21 protein-coding genes are annotated in these 18,687 nt (G+C 71.1%); 6 read left to right on the forward strand and 15 right to left on the reverse strand.

What is annotated here, in order from left to right; genetic code table 11:
- Window positions 1-26 precede the first annotated feature (26 nt).
- The gene (locus AB0H56_RS29995; protein WP_357169532.1) at window positions 27-1,208 is read left to right on the forward strand and encodes a winged helix DNA-binding domain-containing protein; all 1,182 of its coding nucleotides are present in this window, start codon (window positions 27-29) and stop codon (window positions 1,206-1,208) included.
- A 71-nt stretch (window positions 1,209-1,279) separates the two neighbouring features.
- On the opposite strand, the gene AB0H56_RS30000 is transcribed toward AB0H56_RS29995, so the two are convergent.
- Together AB0H56_RS30000 and AB0H56_RS30005 are read right to left on the reverse strand one after the other, a co-directional pair.
- Window positions 1,280-2,038, reverse strand: coding sequence for a DeoR/GlpR family DNA-binding transcription regulator (locus AB0H56_RS30000; protein WP_357169535.1), 759 nt, complete (start codon window positions 2,036-2,038; stop codon window positions 1,280-1,282).
- A gap of 4 nt (window positions 2,039-2,042) precedes the next feature.
- A complete protein-coding gene (locus AB0H56_RS30005) occupies window positions 2,043-4,004 on the reverse strand; it encodes a PTS mannitol transporter subunit IICBA (protein WP_357169538.1) in 1,962 nt (653 codons plus the stop codon).
- A 198-nt stretch (window positions 4,005-4,202) separates the two neighbouring features.
- Between AB0H56_RS30005 and AB0H56_RS30010 the strand changes: the two genes are divergently transcribed.
- Window positions 4,203-5,261: a zinc-dependent dehydrogenase gene (locus tag AB0H56_RS30010; RefSeq protein WP_357169541.1), complete on the forward strand. Its 1,059-nt coding sequence runs from the start codon at window positions 4,203-4,205 to the stop codon at window positions 5,259-5,261.
- Window positions 5,262-5,271: 10 nt separating this feature from the next.
- Here AB0H56_RS30010 and AB0H56_RS30015 read toward each other — a convergent pair whose 3' ends face one another.
- The 4 genes from AB0H56_RS30015 to nadA all read right to left on the reverse strand — a co-directional run bounded on the left by AB0H56_RS30015 (window position 5,272) and on the right by nadA (window position 10,000).
- Window positions 5,272-6,039, reverse strand: a complete 768-nt coding sequence (locus tag AB0H56_RS30015; RefSeq protein ID WP_357169544.1) for a phosphotransferase — start codon at window positions 6,037-6,039, stop codon at window positions 5,272-5,274.
- 95 nt (window positions 6,040-6,134) lie between these two features.
- Window positions 6,135-6,995: a carboxylating nicotinate-nucleotide diphosphorylase gene (gene nadC, locus AB0H56_RS30020; protein WP_357169547.1), complete on the reverse strand. Its 861-nt coding sequence runs from the start codon at window positions 6,993-6,995 to the stop codon at window positions 6,135-6,137.
- A 190-nt stretch (window positions 6,996-7,185) separates the two neighbouring features.
- Entirely contained in the window at window positions 7,186-8,925 is a 1,740-nt protein-coding gene (locus AB0H56_RS30025) for an L-aspartate oxidase (protein WP_357169550.1), read from the reverse strand.
- 37 nt (window positions 8,926-8,962) lie between these two features.
- Window positions 8,963-10,000, reverse strand: a complete 1,038-nt coding sequence (gene nadA / locus AB0H56_RS30030) for a quinolinate synthase NadA (RefSeq protein WP_357169553.1) — start codon at window positions 9,998-10,000, stop codon at window positions 8,963-8,965.
- Between the two features lie 77 nt (window positions 10,001-10,077).
- Here nadA and AB0H56_RS30035 point away from each other — a divergent pair, with 77 nt between their 5' ends.
- Window positions 10,078-10,797, forward strand: a complete 720-nt coding sequence (locus AB0H56_RS30035) for an NUDIX domain-containing protein (protein ID WP_357169556.1) — start codon at window positions 10,078-10,080, stop codon at window positions 10,795-10,797.
- An 18-nt stretch (window positions 10,798-10,815) separates the two neighbouring features.
- Here the strand turns inward: AB0H56_RS30035 and AB0H56_RS30040 are convergent, their stop codons facing one another.
- Window positions 10,816-11,496: a TetR/AcrR family transcriptional regulator C-terminal domain-containing protein gene (locus AB0H56_RS30040; protein WP_357169559.1), complete on the reverse strand. Its 681-nt coding sequence runs from the start codon at window positions 11,494-11,496 to the stop codon at window positions 10,816-10,818.
- A gap of 94 nt (window positions 11,497-11,590) precedes the next feature.
- On the opposite strand from AB0H56_RS30040, the gene AB0H56_RS30045 reads away from it, so the two are divergent.
- The 3 genes from AB0H56_RS30045 to AB0H56_RS30055 are packed head-to-tail and all read left to right on the forward strand — an operon-like array spanning window position 11,591 to window position 13,868.
- Window positions 11,591-12,544: an ATP-binding cassette domain-containing protein gene (locus AB0H56_RS30045; protein ID WP_357169562.1), complete on the forward strand. Its 954-nt coding sequence runs from the start codon at window positions 11,591-11,593 to the stop codon at window positions 12,542-12,544.
- Complete coding sequence (locus AB0H56_RS30050; protein ID WP_357169565.1) at window positions 12,541-13,347, forward strand: ABC transporter permease; 807 nt, start codon at window positions 12,541-12,543, stop codon at window positions 13,345-13,347. Before AB0H56_RS30045 ends, AB0H56_RS30050 begins: the two co-directional genes overlap by 4 nt.
- A 44-nt stretch (window positions 13,348-13,391) precedes the next feature.
- Window positions 13,392-13,868 carry a nitroreductase/quinone reductase family protein gene (locus AB0H56_RS30055; protein ID WP_357169568.1) on the forward strand — a complete coding sequence of 159 codons (477 nt, stop codon included), beginning with the start codon at window positions 13,392-13,394 and terminating at the stop codon, window positions 13,866-13,868.
- Here AB0H56_RS30055 and AB0H56_RS30060 read toward each other — a convergent pair.
- The 8 genes from AB0H56_RS30060 to AB0H56_RS30095 form a co-directional block, all read right to left on the reverse strand.
- On the reverse strand, window positions 13,852-14,283 hold the full coding sequence (locus AB0H56_RS30060) for an SgcJ/EcaC family oxidoreductase (RefSeq protein ID WP_357169571.1): 432 nt from the start codon (window positions 14,281-14,283) through the stop codon (window positions 13,852-13,854). The two genes, AB0H56_RS30055 and AB0H56_RS30060, sit on opposite strands and share 17 nt — an antisense overlap.
- Window positions 14,284-14,389: 106 nt before the next feature.
- Window positions 14,390-15,337 (reverse strand): RNA polymerase subunit sigma-70, encoded by a 948-nt coding sequence (locus tag AB0H56_RS30065; protein WP_357169574.1) that lies wholly within the window; start codon window positions 15,335-15,337, stop codon window positions 14,390-14,392.
- A 39-nt stretch (window positions 15,338-15,376) separates the two neighbouring features.
- Complete coding sequence (locus AB0H56_RS30070) at window positions 15,377-15,544, reverse strand: hypothetical protein (RefSeq protein ID WP_357169577.1); 168 nt, start codon at window positions 15,542-15,544, stop codon at window positions 15,377-15,379.
- A gap of 69 nt (window positions 15,545-15,613) precedes the next feature.
- Entirely contained in the window at window positions 15,614-16,021 is a 408-nt protein-coding gene (locus tag AB0H56_RS30075) for a hypothetical protein (protein ID WP_357169580.1), read from the reverse strand.
- Entirely contained in the window at window positions 16,018-17,157 is a 1,140-nt protein-coding gene (locus AB0H56_RS30080; protein ID WP_357169582.1) for an AI-2E family transporter, read from the reverse strand. The genes AB0H56_RS30075 and AB0H56_RS30080 overlap by 4 nt, the downstream gene beginning before the upstream one ends.
- A 52-nt stretch (window positions 17,158-17,209) precedes the next feature.
- The gene (locus AB0H56_RS30085) at window positions 17,210-17,743 is read right to left on the reverse strand and encodes a DUF1353 domain-containing protein (RefSeq protein ID WP_357169585.1); all 534 of its coding nucleotides are present in this window, start codon (window positions 17,741-17,743) and stop codon (window positions 17,210-17,212) included.
- A gap of 71 nt (window positions 17,744-17,814) precedes the next feature.
- On the reverse strand, window positions 17,815-18,462 hold the full coding sequence (locus tag AB0H56_RS30090) for a DUF2567 domain-containing protein (protein WP_357169588.1): 648 nt from the start codon (window positions 18,460-18,462) through the stop codon (window positions 17,815-17,817).
- Window positions 18,462-18,671: a hypothetical protein gene (locus AB0H56_RS30095; RefSeq protein ID WP_357169590.1), complete on the reverse strand. Its 210-nt coding sequence runs from the start codon at window positions 18,669-18,671 to the stop codon at window positions 18,462-18,464. The genes AB0H56_RS30090 and AB0H56_RS30095 overlap by 1 nt, the downstream gene beginning before the upstream one ends.
- Window positions 18,672-18,687: the final 16 nt, after the last annotated feature.

Genomic DNA, 18,687 nt, shown 5'->3' on the forward strand with positions numbered 1-18,687 from the left:
TCGGTGCCAGGGCCTACCATCCGCCCATGATTTCGATCGACACCGCGCAGCGCCGGGCGCGTCTGGCGACCCGGCATCGGCTCGCGCCCTCGGCCCGCTCGACCGATCCGGTCGAGATCGCGCGCTCGATGGTGGTGCTGCACGCGACCGACCCGGCGACGGTGTACCTGTCGGTGGGAGCGCGCGGGAACGGCCTCGCACCGGCCGATGTCGAGAAGGCCCTCTACGACGACCGCGCGCTGGTGCGGCTGCTGGCCATGCGACGGACCATGTTCGTGGCGCCGACCGAGCTGGTTCCGGTGTTGCAGGCCTCGTGTTGCGACGCGTTGGCGATCAAGCAGCGCAAGACCTACGGCCGCTACCTCGAGCGGGCGGGCGTCGTCGAGGGTGACGTCCAGGCCTGGCTGTCCGAGGTCGAGGCGGAGACGCACGGCGCGCTGCTGACGCTGGGCGCCGCGACCGGCGCCCAGCTGAGCAAGGCGGTGCCGCGGCTGCGCACCCAGATCGACACCGCCCCCGGCAAGCCGTATTCCAAGCCGACCAGCATCACCACCTGGGTGCTGGTGGTGCTCGGCGCCGAGGGCCGGATCGTGCGCGGGCGCCCGAACGGCGGCTGGACCAGCAGCCAGTACACCTGGTCGCCCGTGGAAACCTGGCTGCCCCAGGATCTTTCCCCCGTCCCCGCCGCCGAGGCACGCGTCGACCTGGTCCGCCGGTGGCTGTACACCTTCGGCCCGGCGCCGATGACCGACCTCACCTGGTGGACGGGCTGGACCCTCGGCGAAGTCCGAAAAGCCTTGGCGGCGCTCGACATCACCGAGGTGGCACTCGACGGCGGCGGCACCGGCATCCTGCTCACCGACGACCTCGATCCCGTCCCGGCTCCCGAACCGTGGGCGGCGCTGCTGCCCGCCCTCGACCCCACCCCGATGGGCTGGCAGACCCGCGACTGGTTCCTCGGCCCGCACGCGCCCGCCCTGTTCGACCGCAACGGCAACATCGGCCCCAGCATCTGGGCCGACGGCCGCATCGTCGGCGGCTGGGCCCAGCGCGCCGACGGCGAGATCGTCACCCGCCTGCTGGCGGACGTCGGCGCCGACACCGAGAAGCTCATCGCCGCCGACGTCGAGCGCACCACGGCCTGGTTCGGCGATGTCCGCGCCATCCCCCGCTTCCGGACCCCGCTCCAGCGCGAACTCACCAGCTGACCCGCGGGCCCCGTGTCGAGGTGGTCGGCGCGGTCGACGATGCGCTCAGGTGGTTCCGGCCGGCCCGGTGCTCAAGCCCGGATCACCGTGGGCCCCAGGGCTTCATAGCGTCGTGCCTCGGCGGCGGACAGTTCGGTCCCGGTGATCAGTGTCTCGAAGTCGGCGATCTCGGCGAACCGGCAGAAACTGCTCATCCCGAACTTGCTGTCGGCCGCGACCAGGACACGCCGCCGTGACCGCGCGACCGCCGCCCCCTTCACGGCGGCGACCGCCGGATCCGGGGTGGTCAGGCCGTACTCCACCGAGACGCCGTTGGTCCCGAGAAAGGCGAGGTCGATGGTGAGCTCGCCCAGCATGCGCAGCGCCCAGTGGTCGACGGTCGCCAGGGTGCGGCCACGCATCCGGCCGCCCAGCAGCAGCACCGTGATCCCCGGACTGTCGGCGAGCACCTCGGCCGCCAGCAGCGAGGCGGTGACGACGGTGAGCTCCCGCTCCGCCAGCTTCTCCGCGATCAGCCGCGGCGTGAATCCCTCGTCGAGATAGACGGTTTCGGCGCCGTGCAACTGCTCGACGGCGGCCGCGGCGATCCGGTGCTTCTGCGCCAGATCCACCCGGCTGCGGTATTCCAGGCTCGACTCGAAGGCCGCGCTCTCGAGCGGGATGGCGCCGCCGTGCACCCGCCGCAGCAGCCGGCGTTCGGCGAGCGCGCGCAGGTCGCGGCGGATGGTCTCCGCCGCGACCTGCAGTTCGTCGGCCAGGCCGAGGACGTCCACCCGGCCGCGGGCGCGGGCGTACTCGACGATCAGCGACTGCCTCGACTCCGAATCCACCTGGCTATTCTGCGACACCGGCCGGGGTGTCGACCGCACCGAGGACGGCCGCGATGTCCGCGCGTGTCGCCGCCGACCGCAGCCGTTCGACCTGTGCGGTGTCGGCGAAGACGGCCGCGACCCGCGACAGCAGCGCGAGATGGTCGTCCCCGGCGGCGGCGATGCCGATCACGAACTCCACCGGATGTCCGCGCCACTCGATGGTCTCCGGATACCGCGCCAGCGCGATCGCGCTGTGCCGGATGCCGTCCTTGGCGGCGAGGGTGCCGTGCGGGATGGCCAGGCCGTTGCCCATGAACGTCGACACCGTGCGCTCGCGCTCGTGCATCGCCGCGACGTAGTCCGTGCCGACCGCGCCGGCCGTCACCAGCAGCGCGCCCACTTCGTCGATGGCGCCGTCCGCGTCACGCGCCCGGCCCTCGAGCACGATGGACTCCTCGGCCAGCAGGCAGACCGCCGGTCGCGGTTCGGGCGCGTCCGCTCCTGAACCTCCTGTCCCGGAGAGCATCTCGACGATCTCGCCGTAGGCGGGACTGTCCATGAAGTTGTCGACGGTGACGTGCACGGCCGAGGGCGTGCGCCCGCGAGCCCGCTCGGCCAGATCGGCATGGGTGACCACCAGGTCATAGCTGTCGGTGAGATTCGCGATCGCCTGATTGACCACACTCACCTCGGTGAACCCCGCCGCGCGGATCTTCTTGCGCAGCACCGAGGCCCCCATCGCCGAGGAACCCATCCCGGCGTCGCATGCGAAGACGATCGTCGAGATGGTCGACGGCGCGGCGGTCTTCAGCGCGGTCGAGGCGATCGAGCGCTTGCCCTTCATCGCCTCCATGGTGGCCGTCGCGGCGGCGAGATCGGGCTCGGCCTCGGCCCGATCGGTCCGCAGCAGGACGGCCGCGATCAGGAACGCCACCACCGTCGCACCGAGCACCGACAGCGTGACGCCCAGGTAGCTGCCGCTCGCGGTCTGCGCGTACACCGCCAGGATCGAACCGGGCGCCGCGGGCGCGCGCAGCCCGGAGCCGAACACCACGTTGATCAGCACACCGGTCATCCCACCCGCGATCACCGCGACGATCAGCTTCGGCTTCATCAGCACGTACGGGAAGTAGATCTCGTGGATGCCACCGAAGACGTGGATCACCGCCGCGCCGGAGGCCGACGCCTTGGCCGCGCCCCGCCCGAACACCACGAACGCCAGCAGCAGTCCGAGCCCGGGCCCCGGGTTGGCCTCGAGCAGGAACAGGATCGACTTCCCGGTCTCGGCCGCCTGATTGGTGCCCAGCGGGGTGAGGATGCCGTGATTGATCGCGTTGTTGAGGAACAGCACCTTGGCCGGTTCGATGAACACCGAGGTCAACGGCAGCAGGCTGTGGTCGACGAGGAAGTCGACGACATTGCTCGCCAGTTCGCTGAACGCGGTGACCACCGGCCCGATCCCGAAGAAGCCGAACACCGCGAGCACCGCGCCGCTGATCCCGGCGGAGAAGTTGTTCACCAGCATCTCGAAGCCGGGCCGGATCCGATGCTCCCACAGTCCGTCCAGCTTCTTGATCAGCCAGCCGCCGAGCGGCCCGACGATCATGGCGCCGAGGAACATCGGGACCTCGGCGCCCGCGACCACGCCCATGGTGGCGATCGCGCCGACGACGGCGCCGCGGGTGCCGTAGATCAGCCGGCCGCCCTGTGCGCCGATCAGGATCGGCAGCAGATAGGTGATCATCGCGGAGACGATGCCGCCGCCGTCGTAGTCGCCCCAGCCGCCGATCTCGGCCACCCAGCTGTCGGCGCCCCAGGCGTCGGTGAGGGAGGTGATCCAGCCCTTCTCGATGAACAGGGCCGTGAGCAGGCCCCAGGCTATGAAGGCGCCGATGTTCGGCATGACCATGCTGGACAGGAACGTCCCGACCCGCTGCACGTGGACGCGCAGCCCGGTGCGGGCTTCCGGTGGGGAGACAGACATCGCTTTTCCTCGAAACCACTCGATCAGATATGACCCGAGCCACATTGGTCACCTCAGTAGAGCGCACAATCGGGCATCTTGACAAGCATTCGGGCATAACTGGGCAGTCATTTGTCTGGATTTGTGCCCGAATGGTCGCTACCGTGGTCTCAGCGACTCAGCTCACACCGGCCGGAGACGGCGGGAAGGAACGGCTCCATGAAGGCCCTGCGCTACTACGCCCCCGACGATCTCCGCCTGGAGGACATCCCCGAGCCGGAGTGCGGTCCCGGCGAGGTCAAGCTGCGCGTGCGCAACTGCTCCACCTGCGGCACCGACGTCAAGATCCGGCACAACGGGCACCAGAACCTCACGCCCCCACGCACTCTCGGGCACGAGATCGCCGGCGAGGTGGTCGAGGTGGGCGCCGAGGTGGCCGCCCGGTACGGCACGGACTGGCGGGTGGGCGATCGCGTCCAGGTGATCGCGGCGGTGCCGTGCGGCACCTGTCACGAATGCGCGAAGGGCTGGATGGCGGTCTGCCGGAACCAGACCTCGGTGGGCTACCAGTACGAGGGCGGCTTCGCCGAGTACATGATCGTGCCCGCGGCGGTGCTGCGGGTCGACGGGATGAACCGGATCCCGGAGAACGTCGGTTTCGCCGAGGCCTCCGCGGCCGAGCCGATGGCCTGCGCGATCAATGCCCAGGAACTGCTGGGGATCGAGTCCGGCGACACGGTGGTGATCTTCGGCGCTGGCCCGATCGGGTGCATGCACATCCGGATCGCGCGCGGCGTACACCGGTGCGGCCCGGTCTATCTCGTCGACGTGAACGCCGAACGGCTGACGCTCTCGGCGAAGGCAGTCCAGCCAGACGAGGTGATCGACGCGTCCCAGGTCGACGTGGTCGAGCGGGTGCTCGAACTGACCGGCGGTCGCGGCGCCGACGTGGTGATCACCGCGACCGCCGCCAACATCACCCAGGAACAGGCGATCGCGATGGCCGCCCGCAACGGCCGCATCTCCTTCTTCGGCGGCCTGCCCAAGACGAACCCGACCATCACCTGCGATTCCAATGTGGTGCACTACCGGCAGCTGCACATCCACGGCGCCAACGGCTCAGCGCCGGAACACAATCGGCGCGCGCTCGACCTCATCGCCACCGGCCGGGTACCGGTCGAGGATCTGATCACCCACCGCATCCCCCTGGAGCGGGTGCTCGACGCGTTCACGATCGTCGAGAACGGCGAGGCCATCAAGGTCACCGTGGAGCCGTGACCCGCGGCGGTCAGGAGGGCTCCGCGAGCCGGTCGAGCACCCCGATGACGCCGGCGCGGACCACCTCGGGGTCCCCGATGTCCATCCCGTGCGTCACCTCGTACCAGGGCCCGAGGCGATGCCACAGCAGCGCGCGCCCGCGCAGCTCGTCGGTGACGCGGTAGGCGGCGGCGATCGCCGCGGCGAACTCCGGCGGCGTGCCGTACAGCGGCCAGGCCAGATCGATGGCGGCGTCGCCGAGGTGGACGTCGCCGAAGTCGATCACCCCGGACACCCGCCCGCCGTCCACCAGCACGTGCTCCGGGCCGAGATCACCGTGCACGACGGTGTCGGCGGGTGAGTCCGCGAGGACCGCGAGGACCGCCGCCGCCGAATCCCGGTGCCGCGCAGGCAGCAAGGGCATCACGTCGGCGCGGAATCGGTCGCCCGCGGCCGCCCGATCGGCCCGGGTGCGCGTCGCGGGCGGCAATCCGTGCCGGATCGCCTCGGCGGCGGGACTGTCGTGCAGCGCGCGGAGGAACTCGCCGAGCGCTCGTCCGTACTCGGCGCCGGGCGACTCGATCGGCCGGCCGGGTACGAGATCGTGGCGCACGACCAGCGGGGTCTCACTCGACAGGTGCGGGACGGGCACGGGCAGTGGCAGCAGCGGTGCCAGCCACGGCATCACTCGGGTTTCGCGCCGGAGCTGCTCGGCGACCTCCGGGCGGCGCGGGCGGCGTTCCACCCAGCGGCCCGCGACCAGTACCGCACGGCTGTCCCATCCCTGCGCGAATTCCACGACCCCACGGTAGGCCACCGAGGAGCGGTCGACCTCCTGCTTTTTCCAGAGGCCAGGCCCGCGCGAGCGCTCAGGCGACGCGGCCGGCCGTCGTGTCACATGTCCAGACCGAGGTCGAGGACGCGGACCGAGTGGGTGAGGGCGCCGATGGCGAGGTAGTCGACGCCGGTGCGGGCGTAGTCGGCGGCCTGGTCGAGCGAGAGTCCGCCCGAGGACTCGAGTTTCGTGTTCGGGGCGGTGGCGTCGCGGCGCTGGACCGCGGCCTGGGTCTGCCACAGCGGGAAGTTGTCGAGCAGCACGAGTTCGACGTTCTCGGCCAGGACCGCGTCGAGCTGTTCGAGGCTGTCGACCTCCACCTCGCAGGCGATGTCGGGCGCCAGCTCCCGGACCGCGCGCAGGGCGGCGACCACCGAACCGGCCGCGACCACGTGGTTGTCCTTGATGAGTGCCGCGTCGCCGAGGCCCATCCGGTGGTTGACGCCGCCGCCCACCCGCACCGCGTACTTCTGCAGCGCGCGCAGACCGGGCAGGGTCTTGCGGCTGTCGCGGATCGCGCAGCCGGTGCCGTCGACCTCGTCGACCCAGGCGGCGGTGGCGGTGGCGATGCCGGACAGGTGGCAGACCAGGTTCAGCATGGTCCGCTCGGCGGTCAGCAGCGCGCGGGTCGGCGCCTCGATGCTCAGCACCGACGTGCCCGGCTCCACCCGGGTGCCGTCGGCGACGCGGTCGGTGACGGTGTAGTTCCCCGCGCCGATCACCTCGTCGAGTACCAGCAGCCCGACATCGAGACCGGCGACGGTGCCGACCTGCCGCGAGACCACCGAGGCCTTGCTCACCGCGTCGGCGGGCACGGTCGCGATCGTGGTGACGTCGGGTCCGTAGCGCAGGTCCTCGTCGAGGGCGGTACGGATCAATGTCAGCAGTTCCTCGCGGTCGAGGGCGGCGTCCAGAGCCATCACTGCACTCCTGTTCTCGGGTGCGTGTCGCACCGGTTGGATACGGCAAAGGTGGTGATCGTTTCGCCGATATTGCTTGTCGGGCCACCGTCCCCGAGGTCACCGAGACCGACGGCGACGACGTGGTGCCCGGTGCGGGCGAGCGGCCGAAGCTCGGCGAGACCGGCGGAACGGCCCGATGTCCGGCTCATCATGCCCCGGTGCCGACCGGCGCGGTGTCGACGGCCATGGTGGACACGTCGAGCCCGCCGTCGGCGTCCAGGCGCACCGCGGTGCTGCGCCGCTGCTCCTCGATCGGACCCGGATACTCCGCACGCGTGTGGCAGCCACGGCTCTCCGCCCGGTCCGCGGCCGCGGCCAGCAGCGCACGGGCGGTCACCGTCAGCGCGGCGTCCTCGATCCGGCGCAGCACGCGCGCGGCGTCGAAAGACCGCTCGCCGGAACCGGTTCCGGTGAGCCGGTCCGCCCGAGACCCCATGGTGAGCCGTGACGCATGGTCTGCCCCCGCTCGGGCGCTGTCGGCCTGCGCCCGAGCGCTCGAGGCGTCGGCCTGTGTCGGAGTCTCGTCGAACAGCGCGACCAGTGACCGCGCCGCATCGATGCGTGCCACTGCGGTCGCGAGTCCGGCACCGTCCCGGACGACGGAGGCGTGCTCGGTCATCGCCTGCTGGACCACCGACCGCGCCGCGAATTCCACACTCCACGAAGGGATCTCGTCGACATCGGCGTGCATGCCGAGTCGTTCGGCCGCCGCGGCGCCTGCCCGTTCACCGACGACCAGCCCTTCGAGCAGGCTGTTGGAGGCCAGCCGGTTCGCCCCGTGCAGCCCCGTCCTGGCGACCTCGCCCGCGGCGTACAGACCGGGGACCACCGTGCGTCCGTGCGTATCGGTCAGCACCCCGCCGCACTGGTAGTGGGCACCGGGGGCAACCGGAATCAGTTGTGCCGCGGGATCGATGCCCGCCGCCAGGCACGAGGCGGTGATCGTCGGGAAGCGCTGGGCGAAACCGGCGATGCCGCGCGCGTCCAGGAAGACGTGGTCGGTCCCCGTCTCCCGCATCCGCTCCGCGATCGCCCGCGACACCACATCACGCGGTGCCAGATCGCCGCGCGGGTGGACACCGGCAGTCACCGAATCGCCCGCGGCGTCGACGAGAATCGCGCCTTCCCCGCGCACGGCCTCGCTGATCAGCGGCCGCCTGCCCACGCCGCCCGGCGTGTAGAGCACCGTCGGATGGAACTGCACGAATTCGAGATCGGCCACCGCCGCCCCGGCCCACAGCGCCAGCGCCACACCGTCGCCGGTCGCGCCGGGCGGATTGGTGCTCGAGGCGTAGAGCTGGCCGAGCCCACCGGTGGCCAGCAGGACCGCGGGAGTACGCACGAGGCCGAAGCCGTTGTCCGACACCGCGACAACGCCACGCACACCGCCGGGTCCGGTCAGTACCCGCAGCGCCGCGGCGCCGAAGAGCACCGGCAACCCGGCCGCGTTCAGCGCGCGCTGCACCTCGGCCCCGGTGGCGTCGCCACCGGCGTGGATGATCCGGCGGGTGCTGTGGCCGCCCTCGCGGGTACGCGAGATCTGCCCGTCGCGCCCGAGATCGAACACCGCGCCCAGGTCGGTCAGCGCGGCCACCGCCGCTTGCCCGCCCGCCACGATCGAACGCACCGCGTCGACCTCGCACAGGCCGGCTCCGGCCTCGACCGTGTCGTGCACGTGCGAGTCGACCGAATCACCGCGCGGCGCGACGACCGCGATGCCGCCCTGCGCGTACTGGGTGGAGGTGTCGGTGGGGCCGCCCTTGCTCAGGATGAGCACGCGCAGCCCACGCAGCGAGGCCGTGCGCGCGGCCGTGAGGCCCGCCACGCCACCGCCGACGACAACCAGGTCGACCTCGGCCTCCCAGGAGACCGGAACCGTCGCCGTCATGGTCGTTACCGGTTCGACCACGCGGCCCGGCGCGGGGTCACTCCCCACCGCCGGGGTTGCCGATCGCGATCATCCGCTGCACCGACGCGCGACCCGCCTCGGCCATCGCCGGGTCGACGTGCACCTCATCGGCGCCCTCGACCAGGCAGCGCAGCAGCGCGGCCGGGGTGATCATCTTCATGTACTTGCAGGAGGCGCGGTCGTTGACGGCCTGGAAGTCGATGCCGGGCGCCGCCTTGCGCAGCTGGTGCAGCATGCCGACCTCGGTCGCCACCAGCACCTGATTCGACTGCGAGGCCTTCGCGGCGTCGATCATGCCGCCGGTGGACAGGATGTGCACCCGCTCCGCCGGGAACGCGCCCTCACCGGCCAGGTACAGCGCGGAGGTGGCGCAGCCGCACTCCGGGTGCACGAACAGCTCGGCGTCGGGGTGGGTGCGCGCCTGTTCGGTGAGCTCGTCGCCGTTGATGCCCGCGTGCACATGGCACTCGCCCGCCCAGATGTGCATGTTCGCGCGACCGGTCTCGCGCTTGACGTGCGCGCCGAGGAACTGGTCGGGCAGGAACAGCACCTCACGGTCGGGATCGATCGAGGCCACCACGTCGACGGCGTTGGACGAGGTGCAGCAGATGTCGGTGAGCGCCTTCACCTCGGCGGTGGTGTTCACGTAGGACACCACCATCGCGTCGGGATGCTCGGCCTTCCAGGCGCGCAGTTCCTCGGCGGAGATGGAGTCGGCCAGCGAGCACCCGGCGCGCTGGTCCGGGATGAGCACGGTCTTGGCCGGGCTGAGGATCTTGGCGGTCTCGGCCATGAAGTGCACGCCGCAGAACACGATGGTGTCCTCGGGTGCCTCGGCCGCGATCCGCGACAGTGCCAGCGAGTCACCGACGTGGTCCGCCACGTCCTGGATCTCGGGCAGCTGGTAGTTGTGCGCGAGGATGGTGGCATTGCGCTCGCGCGCCAGCCGCCGCACCTCCCGCGCCCACTCCGGCGTCGCCTCGACACCCGTGTACCCCGCGGGTCCGTCGAAAACCGAACCCATCAGCGTCGGCTGTGCGGTCGTCGTCGCCATGGTGGCTCCTTCCTCGTGCGAACGGCTTCCTCGCCTCGATTCGCACCAAACCAGGTTTTCGACTTAGAATCGAAAACGTGCCCCATAGTAACACCATCCACGAATCGCTCACCGCGGTGTTCCAGGTTCGCCGCTTCCCCGCCGACGTTTCCGCAGGTAGTCGCGGTGCGCGGTACCCCGAGCTGGCGGTGCTGCTGTGGGAGCGGGCCCTGGACCCCCAGAAGGGCACGTGGTCACTCCCCGGCGGCCGACTGCGCGACGACGAGGACCTCGACACCTCCGCCCGGCGCCAGCTGGCGGAGAAGGTCGACGTGCGCGAACTGGCCCACTTGGAGCAGCTCTCGGTGTTCAGCGCCCCCGACCGCGTCCCGGCGCCGCGCCGCATCGCCTCGGCCTACCTGGGCCTCGTCCCGCTCACCACCGAGCCCGAGCTGCCGCCCGACACCACCTGGCACCCGGTCTCGGCCCTGCCCGCCATGTCCTTCGACCACCGCACCGTCGTCGACCACGCGCGCACTCGCCTGGCCGCCAAACTCTCCTACACCAACATCGCCTACGCCCTGGCCCCCGACACCTTCACGATGTCGACGCTGCGTGAAATCTACTGCGCGGCGCTGGGTTACGACGTGGACACCACGAACCTTCAGCGCGTCCTCTCCCGCCGCAAGGTCATCACCCCCACCGGCGACACCGCGCCGTCGGGCCGCGCGGGCGGCCGCCCCGCCGCCCTCTACCGCTTCACCGACTCCGGCCTGCGCGTCACCGACGAGTTCGCCGCCCTGCGCCCCCCGAGCTGAGCATCGGCACACGCAGGCTCACGCGCGCGGCAGGATGCCGAACAACAGCGCGTCGATCCCGGCCGCGAAGAGCGCGTCGCTGTCGGCCCGCGCGGTCGCCGCGTCGGGCGTGACGGCGAACAGCGCGGTCAGATTCGGATAGTCGGGTAACCGATCGGCGGCGTCCGCCAGCAGCGCGCCCCCCAGATCGGCGGCCGACAGGCCCGCGTTCTCCTGCGCGGCGAAGTTCGCGCCCCACCCGGAGAGCATCGCCACGCCCATCATGACGGCTCCCGGTTCCAGCCCCGCCTGGGCGAGCGTGCCCGCCATCCGGTCCAGGTACCGCACCGAGTTCGGGCCCATCGCCGTCGGCGTGGCGGCGACCAGCCACGGATGCCTGCGATGCAGCGCACGGGACTGGTTCGCCAGCGCCAGGACGTCGGCGCGCACGTCACCGGTCGGTTCCGGGTACTCGTATTCGCCCGCGACCCGGTCGACCATGAGCGCGATCAGGTCGTCCTTGCCGTCCACGTAGCGATACAGCGAGGCGGCGGCGGTGCCGAGGTCGTCGGCCACCGCACGCATGGAGACCGCGCGCAGCCCGCCCGCGTCGGCACGGCGCACGCAGGCGTCGGCCAGCTGGTCGAGCGTGTACGCGGGTCGCGGCCCCGGCCGGGGCGCCGCGCCGCGCGACCACAGGGCGGATCCGGTGCGCGTCATGCCTGTCAGCATGCCGCAGAACGCCAGTTGCGAACAACGTTAGCAGATGCGTATCCTGCAATTGCGAACACTGTTCTCAATTAAGGAGATCGCCGTGCCTGCCATCGAAGCCACCGCGCTGACCAAGTCCTACGGCCGCAAAACCGTGGTGGCCGGGGTCGACCTGCGGGTCCCCAGCGGCCAGGTCCACGCCCTGCTCGGCCCCAACGGCTCGGGCAAGACCACCACCGTGCGCATGCTGGCGACACTGGCGCGCCCCACCTCGGGTCGCGCCGCCATCCGCGGCTTCGACACCGTGCGCGAGGCCGACCAGGCGAAGCGGCAACTGGGCCTGGTCGGCCAGTTCCACGCCGTCGACCCGCGCCTGTCCGGCCGCCAGAACCTCGTGCTGCTGGCCCGCCTCCACGGCATGCGCGCGCGGGCGGCCCGGCGCCACGCCGCCGACCTGCTGGAGCGATTCGAGCTGACCGAGGCGGCCGACCGGGTGACCGCCACCTACTCCGGCGGCATGCGACGACGGCTCGACATCATCGCGGGCATGATCGTGCGCCCCGCCGTTCTGTTCCTCGACGAACCGACCACCGGCCTCGATCCGCACAGCCGCAACGAGATCTACCGCCACCTCAGGGAATTCGTCGCCGAGGGCACGACCGTGCTGCTCACCACCCAGTACCTCGACGAGGCGCAGCGCCTGGCCGACGCGATCACCATCCTGCAGGCCGGCCGGGTGATCGCCGCGGGCACACCGGAGCAGATCCTCGCGGCCGTCCCGGCCGGGCTCGATGTCGTCATCGACGATCCCGGACGCTACGCCGACACGGTCTCGGTCCTGCGCGAGTTCGGCGGCACGCCGACGGAACCGCCACCGCCGCACCAGCATTCGCCTCTCGGCATCACCTTCACCTTCGCAGGCGCCGACCCTGGACTGCTTCCGGTGCTGCGCGCGCTCGACGCCGCCGGGATCGTGGTCCGCGACATCGGTTCCCGCGTCACCACCCTCGACGACGCCTTCCTCGCGCTCACCGGCCACGATCGGCTCTCCGCGTGAGCGCCCGCGACACCCGCGCGGTGTCCGTGTTCTCCGGCGCGCTGATCCTGTTCGGCCGGGTACTGATGAACTACCGCAACTCCCCCGGCCTGTTCGCCGTCACCCTGGCGGCGCCGCTGGGCATGATGCTGCTGTTCGGGTTCGTCTTCGGCGGCGCGCTCGCCGACGGTGGCGAGGCCGAGGCCTACCGGGCCTATCTGATGCCCGGCGTGCTGGTCCTGGTCGCGTCCATGGCGTTGACCTCGACGGCGTCGACCGCCAATGCCGACCTGCGCAGCGGTCTGACCGATCGGCTGCGCGCCCTGCCGTTGGCGCCCGCGGCGGCGCCGGCCGGGTTCGCGCTGGCCGAGACCGTGGTCGGGATCCTGGCGCTGGCGCTCATGACCGGCGCGGGGTACCTGCTCGGCTGGCGGATCGAGGCCGGGCCCGGTGCGGTCACCCTGGCGATCGCCCTGCTCGTGGCGTTCCGGTGCGCGCTGGCGTGGCTCGGTATCGCCCTCGGCGCGGCGGTACGTGACGAGCAGATGCTCCAGCAGACCGCGCCGCTGATCTTCGGCACCCTGATGTTCTCGAACGTCTTCGTCCCGACCTCGTCCATGCCTCCGGTGGTCGCGACGATCGCGGAATGGAATCCGGTCAGCGCCTTGGTCGCGGCCCTGCGTGAGCTCCTCGGCACCGAGCTGCCCGGCGCGACCGGACACGCGTGGCCGGTCCAGCACCCGGTCGCGGCGGCGACGGCATGGCTGGCGGCACTGTTCGCGGTGGCCGTTCCGATCGCGACCCGGCGCTACGCGCGCGACTGAGCCGGCGCCCCGAACATGTCGGTGGTCCCTGCCACACTTCGGGTATGGACGCAGAGAAGCAGGTCACTTCCTACGACGATCCCGACGCCCCCTGGAACAAGGAGTTCTCTCCCGACGAGATGGTCGGCTGGAACGACGACGTGATCAAGGAGTTCCGGGACAACGACGGCAAGGTCGGCGGTGACTACGCGGGCGCGACCCTGCTGTTGCTCACCACCACCGGCGCCAAGAGCGGTAAGCCGCACGTGGTTCCGCTCGGCGCGCTGTATCGCGACGACGTGCTGTACGTGAGCTCGTTCATGGAGGACCGCTATCCGGCCTGGTACCACAACGCCAAGGCGAATCCGCGGGTGACGATCGAGCTGGGCGGCGAGAAGTTCGCCGCCACAGCCGATGTCCTCACCGGGGACCGCTACGCCGAGTTCGCCGCCTGGGCGCTGGCGCAGAACCCGCTGCTGGCCGACTACCAGTCCAAGACCGACAAGCCGCTCCCGCTGGTGACCTTCACCCGCGCGAACTGAGCGCGGCCTGGTCGGCGACGGTGGTGTCGGGGAACGAGTGGTGCTCGTGCGCGATCACCCACCGGTCCGCTTCCTTGCGCAGGCCGAGGGTGAGCCGCAGCCGCGTATCCGGTGCGGCGGCAAGCTCTTCGGGGCGCCCGCAGCGCAGCAGCGCGTGCGCGAAGGCGATGTCGGCGCCCGCCGTCACCGACAGGTCGACGATGTCGAAGGCCGCGCCGTCGACGAGCCAGGCGAAGAACGGCGGCCACGTCTCCCGGTAGGCGTCGATGCCGCGGACGCCGCGCTGCGGTGGCGGCACGTCGAACATGACGATGTCGGCCGTGTGGTCGGCCAGGACACCGTCGAGGTCGCCCGCGCGGATCGCGGCGGCCCACCGGTGGATCAGGGTGCGGATCTGTTGTTCGTCTGCCGACATGTCGGTCTCCCTTCGGGGCGCCGCGCCCGACCGGGCGCGGCGGTGGGAACCTCCCACCACCGATATGACCCCGCGGTGGGCGCCGGAGTAATCGCCGGGCGCGGAACTAGCCGGTGACGGTGTCGGGCAGGTCGAACCGGCCGAACAGCGCGGGGTCGAGGAAGGACACCACCTCGGTGATCGCACCGTCGCGGACGGTGAGCACGTCGAGGGCCATGGCCACGAACAGTCCGCGCTCGGCGTCCCAGTTGTAGGTGCCGAACGCGGGTTGACCGTTGGCCCGCGTCGGCAGGAAGCGCCAGCGCCAGCGCAGCGGACCGGTCACCAGGAAGTCCTGGATGGCGGGCTGCCCGGCGTACCACTCGGGCAGCGGCGGCATGGCGTAGCGCGCGTCGGCGGCGAACAGCGCGATGATGCTGTCCACGTCGGCGGCCTCCCACGCGGCGGCGTAGCGCTGGGCCAGCCGGACCGTGCCCGGGTCGTCCGGATCGTGCGACGGGCTCGACGTGCCGCGCGCGATGTGCCCGCGGGCGCGTTGCAGGGCGCTGTTGGCCGAGGCGACGCTCACCTCGAGCAGGTCGGCGGTCTCGTTCGCGGTGAAGCCGAGGACGTCGCGCAGGATCAGCACACCGCGCTGCACGCCGGGCAACTGCTGCAGCAGTGCCACGAAGGCCAGCTCCACGGCCTCCCTGGCGGTGTATCTGGCTTCCGGTCCCGGCTCGCCCGCGCCGGCGCCCGGGTAGGGCTCGAGCCAGACGCGCTCGGCGGCGGGGGTGTCCGTGTGATCCATCGGCAGCTCGCGCTTGCCACGGCGCTCGATCATGGTCAGGCAGCGATTCGTCGCGATCCTGTACAGCCACGGCCGCAGTTTTCGCGCGTCGGCGAGGGTGTCCAGGGAGCGCCAGGCGCGTAGCAGGGTTTCCTGTACGGCGTCGTCGGCATCGTGTATCGAGCCGAGGAACCGGTAGCAGTGCACGTGGAGTTCCGCGCGCAGCGGAGCGACGAGCCGATCGAACTCGGCCCGCGCTGCTGCCGGGTCCGCGGCGCTGTCCATCACCAGAGCATGGCACAACCGGCCGCCGCCGGGCCCGGCTCAGCTGTCGTAGCGGCGATCGCGATGCTTGGCCGAGCGCCGGTAGGTGCGCCCGCTGGGCACGGCGGTCGCGGCCGAGGAACTGCGCAGGGCGTGGCGACGCCGCCAGGCGACGAGATCGGGACGCTCGGTGGTTTGTTCGGTGCTCGCTGTCTCGTCGGCGCGCATGGCAAGGTCCTCCCCCTGAATTCGGTCCGCCGAGCGTAGGCGTGCGGTGGCCGCGCTCGCCACCGAATTTCAGGAAGGTTCCGGCCGCCAGTGCGCGACCGCCCAGATGATCATGACGTCGAGGCCGAGCAGGGTCGCCGACCACAACGGGCAGTACGGCAGCGACAGGAAGTTCACCACGATCGACAGCGCGGCGAGGCCGATGGTGATCAGCCGCGCCCAGGTGGTGCTCAGGATCAGCCCGATGGCCACCACGACACCACCGATACCGACGGCGAGGTGGATCCAGCCCCATCCGGTGGCATCGAGCCGGAAGGTGTATCTCGGTGGGACACCGAAGATCTCGTCGCCGGCCAGGCTCGCGATCCCGCGCAGGATCGCGAGCACGCCTGCCACCAGCAGCAGCGCCACAGCGAGCAGCGTGATGCTCGCCGTCAACCCGCGCCGCCACGGCGGATCGAGCGCGAGAGCCGTCACGCCGGGTCCGGGGCGGGCGTGTCGGGGGCGGGCTTGTCGGGCTCGGCGCGATCGTCGTCCTCCTCCGCCTCGGTGAGCGGGGCGCCGATCAGGACGTCGACCCAGCGCGTGGTCGGGTCGATATCGATGAGCATCGCCTTCACCAGCAGGGTCAGCGGCACGGCCAGGATCGCGCCGAGGCCGCCGAGCACCCAGGACCAGAACACCAGGGACAGGAACGTCAGGGTGACGCTCAAACCGACCGCGTCACCGACGAACTTGGGCTGGATGATCGACTGGATCACGAAGTTGATCACCGAGTACACAACGATCACCCAGATCATCTGCGTCACCCCACCGTCGAGCAGCGCGAGCAGCGCGGGCGGGATGACGCCGATGACGAAGCCGATGTTCGGGATGTAGTTGGTGATGAACGACAGCAACGCCCACAGCAACGGCAGCGGCACCCCGAGCAGCCACAGCGCGCCGCCGTCGAGCACCGCGACGATGGCGCCGAACACGGTCGAGACCACCAGGTATTTGCGGGTGCCGAGGGCGAATTCGGTGAGGGCGTGCGCGATCGCGGGCCGCTCCCTGGTGACCACGCCCATACGCTGCCCGATGCTCATCCCGTCGACCGCCATGAACAGCAGTAGCGCCACCACGAAGAACAGGTTCGAGAACACCCCGAGCACGCCGCCGAGCAGCTCGTCGAGATATCCGACGAGCTTGTGGACGTCGATGCCCTCCAACGCCTTCTGGATCTGGTCCTCGCTGACGCCCAGCGTGGCCAGCCACTCCCGCGCGTGCGCGAGCAGATCGTCGAGTTGGTCGCTGTAGGCGGGCAGCTGGGAGGCGAGCTGGAAGGCCGAAAGTGCCAGTGCCCCACCGAGTCCGACCAGGATCGCCATCACCGCGAGGAACGCGAGCAGCATGCCCAGCCAGGCGGGCCACCCGCGCCGTTGCGCCCAGGTCTGCACCGGTTGCACCGCGACGGTGAGCATCAGCGCGAGGAACAGCGGCGCGATCACCCCGGCGAAGGTTTTCATCCCGCCCACGACGACCACCGCGGCCGCCACCGACAGCAGGACGATCAGCCCGCGCGGGATCGACCAGGCGGCGGGTGCGGGCGTGACGGTCTGACCAGGCATGCGCATACCGCGACGCTAGGAAGATCGCGGGCCGGGCGCATCGCCCGTTGCGGGTGAACTACGCGGTCTTCATCTGTGGTGTCGGCGGCGGCTCCGTGCTCCGGTGCCCGAGCCGCCCGACCGCCCAGAAGGCCAGTTCGACCAGCCAGAACAGCCACAGCGCCACCGTCACCACCGCGACGGGAACCGCGAGGAACACGAGCGACGGCACCGCGATCAGCAGCCAGCGCGCCACATCGCCCGCGGACGCGCCGCGCAGCCCGCTGCCCAGCCGCACCGCGGCCCACATCATCCAGCGGCGCGGGACGGAGACGTCGAATTCGCGCAGGCAGCGCCGGAACAGCCCGTCGGCGTCGGCCCGGCCGACCGTGTCGGTGCGGCACAGGTAGTCGTGCAGGATCGCGGCTCTGGTGTAGGCGCCGTAGCGCGGGATCAACCAGACCAGCGCACGCGGCACGGAGGCGAAGTCGGTGCGGAATCCGGCCGGGACCGTGAAGGTTTCGACCGCGCCGCGGTAGGTGAGCGGCTCGGTGAGTCGCCAGAATTTCGCGTCGAGTTCCTCGACGACCGGACCACCACCGATGAATGCCATGACCGCTCCTCCCGAGCCGCCCACCTGCCGATATCGGCGATGGTAGCGACTGGTCGCGGCGAGAACGGCGCTCAGGCGCGCGGTTGCGGACTCGAATCGAAATCGCCGCTGGGCCGATACTGCTCGGCCACCTCGACCACCGGATAGTCATCGGGATCGGCCGGACGCAGGTCACCGAGCAAACCCGCTGTGCCCGAACCGAGATCGGTCCGCGGGTGCAGCGCCGCCAGGAACAGCAGCACGAGCGCGGCCAGGAACGGTTGCACCAGCAACGCGAGCGCGGTGCCGACCTCGGCGGGCAGCGCGACGATCTGGCCGACCGCCGGGTCGTCCGGACGTGGATGGCGGTATTCCGCGACGCCCTCACCGACCAGTCGCATCAGCGCGGCGCCCAGACCGGAGGCGAGCAGCAATCCGACGACCAGCGCGGGCCCGCGCACGCCGCGCACCCGCCACGCGGCGACCACGGTCAGCACCGCGACCACCGCGCCGACGCACAGGAACATCCCGACCGCGTCGAACAGGTGCAGGCTCTCCCCGGTGAGGACGGCGGCGCGGCCGGGCTGGGTCACCCGCAGCCGTTCGGTCGGGGCGAGCACGCCCCACACCACCCCGGCCAGCGCGCTCACCGCGAGCACGGCCGCGGCCACCACGCCGACCCCGATCACCTCGCGGCGCAACACCTCCGGACGCGGCGCCGCCCCGGTCTCGGCGACCACTAGCGCCGTTCCAGCTGTGCCGATTCGATGATCCCGTGCCGGGAGCACTTGGCCCACCAGCCGTCCGGGCTCACCTGCACGATCATCCGCCTGCCGCAGTGCTCGCAGAACCGTGGCGGTTCGAGCCCGAGCGCGGCGGCTGTCGGCACGGCGTCGTCGAGTCCCGGCACGATCCGCTTGCCGGTGAACGGGTTGTAGCGCTCGTCCATGTCAGTCACCCTACTG

The sequence above is a fragment of the Nocardia sp. NPDC050717 genome, from assembly GCF_040654275.1.
In the GTDB taxonomy this organism is placed as follows: domain Bacteria; phylum Actinomycetota; class Actinomycetes; order Mycobacteriales; family Mycobacteriaceae; genus Nocardia.

Excerpts from the sequence above, each read along its gene's own strand:
- AB0H56_RS30010 (WP_357169541.1), top strand. The coding sequence starts at position 4,203 with ATGAAGGCCCTGCGCTACTACGCCCCCGACGATCTCCGCCTGGAGGAC.
- AB0H56_RS30060 (WP_357169571.1), bottom strand. The coding sequence starts at position 14,283 with ATGTCGGCAGACGAACAACAGATCCGCACCCTGATCCACCGGTGGGCC.
- AB0H56_RS30025 (WP_357169550.1), bottom strand. The coding sequence starts at position 8,925 with ATGACGGCGACGGTTCCGGTCTCCTGGGAGGCCGAGGTCGACCTGGTT.
- AB0H56_RS30095 (WP_357169590.1), bottom strand. The coding sequence starts at position 18,671 with ATGGACGAGCGCTACAACCCGTTCACCGGCAAGCGGATCGTGCCGGGA.
- AB0H56_RS30070 (WP_357169577.1), bottom strand. The coding sequence starts at position 15,544 with ATGCGCGCCGACGAGACAGCGAGCACCGAACAAACCACCGAGCGTCCC.
- AB0H56_RS30065 (WP_357169574.1), bottom strand. The coding sequence starts at position 15,337 with ATGGACAGCGCCGCGGACCCGGCAGCAGCGCGGGCCGAGTTCGATCGG.
- AB0H56_RS29995 (WP_357169532.1), top strand. The coding sequence starts at position 27 with ATGATTTCGATCGACACCGCGCAGCGCCGGGCGCGTCTGGCGACCCGG.
- AB0H56_RS30040 (WP_357169559.1), bottom strand. The coding sequence starts at position 11,496 with ATGACGCGCACCGGATCCGCCCTGTGGTCGCGCGGCGCGGCGCCCCGG.
- nadA (WP_357169553.1), bottom strand. The coding sequence starts at position 10,000 with ATGGCGACGACGACCGCACAGCCGACGCTGATGGGTTCGGTTTTCGAC.
- AB0H56_RS30080 (WP_357169582.1), bottom strand. The coding sequence starts at position 17,157 with ATGCGCATGCCTGGTCAGACCGTCACGCCCGCACCCGCCGCCTGGTCG.
- nadC (WP_357169547.1), bottom strand. The coding sequence starts at position 6,995 with ATGGCTCTGGACGCCGCCCTCGACCGCGAGGAACTGCTGACATTGATC.
- AB0H56_RS30005 (WP_357169538.1), bottom strand. The coding sequence starts at position 4,004 with ATGTCTGTCTCCCCACCGGAAGCCCGCACCGGGCTGCGCGTCCACGTG.
- AB0H56_RS30085 (WP_357169585.1), bottom strand. The coding sequence starts at position 17,743 with ATGGCATTCATCGGTGGTGGTCCGGTCGTCGAGGAACTCGACGCGAAA.
- AB0H56_RS30055 (WP_357169568.1), top strand. The coding sequence starts at position 13,392 with ATGGACGCAGAGAAGCAGGTCACTTCCTACGACGATCCCGACGCCCCC.